General features: G+C 64.5%; 1 protein-coding gene. It reads left to right on the top strand.

All coding sequences use genetic code 11. The features are described from left to right. A partial coding sequence (locus AC1DQM_RS29790) for a VCBS domain-containing protein (protein ID WP_477747253.1) occupies positions 1–1,279 on the top strand: 1,279 nt, incomplete at both ends.

Raw genomic sequence — 1,279 nt, 5'->3', positions numbered from 1 at the left:
GGCACTTATGGCTCGATCGCCGTCGACGGCAGCGGTCAGTGGACTTACACCCTGGCCAATGGCACCGATGGTGTCGCCAGTGCCGTGCAATCACTGCAGGCCGGCGAGACTCACAATGAAGTGTTCACCATCCAGGTCAGCGATGGCCTGGGCGGCGTCGACACCCAGCAAGTGACTGTCACCGTCACCGGCAGCAACGATGCGCCGGTGCTCAGCTTCGCGTCGGGCAACGATGTCGGCGCCGTGCAGGAGGACAGCACCCTCAGCGTCAGTGGCCAGTTCAGTTCAAGCGACATCGATCACAGCGCCACCGCCACTTGGAGCATTGCCGGATCCAATACCGGCACTTATGGCTCGATCGCCGTGGACGGCACCGGTCAGTGGACCTACACCTTGGCCAACGGCACCGATGGCGTCGCCAGTGCCGTGCAGTCGCTGCAGGCCGGCGAGAGTCACAACGAAGTGTTCAGTGTGCAGGTCAGTGATGGCCTCGGTGGCGTCGCCACCCAGCAGGTGACTGTCACCGTCACCGGCAGCAACGATGCGCCGGTGCTCAGCTTCGCGAGCGGCAACGATGTCGGCGCGGTGCAGGAAGACAGCAGCCTCAGCGTCAGTGGCCAATTCAGCTCGAGTGACATCGATCACAATGCCACCGCCACCTGGAGCATTGCCGGGTCCAATGCCGGCAGCTACGGCTCAATCGCCGTCGACAGCACGGGCCAATGGACCTACACCTTGGCCAACGGCACCGATGGCGTCGCCAGTGCCGTGCAGTCACTGCAGGCCGGCGAGAGTCACAACGAAGTGTTCACCCTCCAGGTCAGCGATGGCCTCGGTGGCGTCGACACCCAGCAGGTTACCGTGACCGTCACCGGCAGCAATGACGCCCCGGTGCTCAGCTTCGCCAGCGGCAACGATGCCGGCGCCGTGCAGGAGGACAGCAGCCTCAGCGTCAGTGGCCAATTCAGCTCAAGCGACATCGACCACGATGCCACCGCGACCTGGTCGATCAATGGTTCGGCCACTGGAACCTACGGCTCGATCGCCGTCGACAGCACGGGCCAATGGACCTACACCTTGGCCAACGGCACCGATGGCGTCGCCAGTGCCGTGCAATCACTGCAGGCCGGCGAGAGTCACGATGAAGTGTTCACCCTCCAGGTCAGCGATGGCCTCGGTGGCGTCGACACCCAGCAGGTTACCGTGACCGTCACCGGCAGCAATGACGCCCCGGTGCTCAGCTTCGCCAGCGGCAACGATGCCGGCGCCGTGCAGGAGG

It is taken from the genome of Pseudomonas sp. 01L34, from assembly GCF_056400265.1.
The sequence above is the reverse complement of the archived record's forward strand: the minus strand, read 5'-3'. Positions and strand labels throughout refer to the sequence as shown.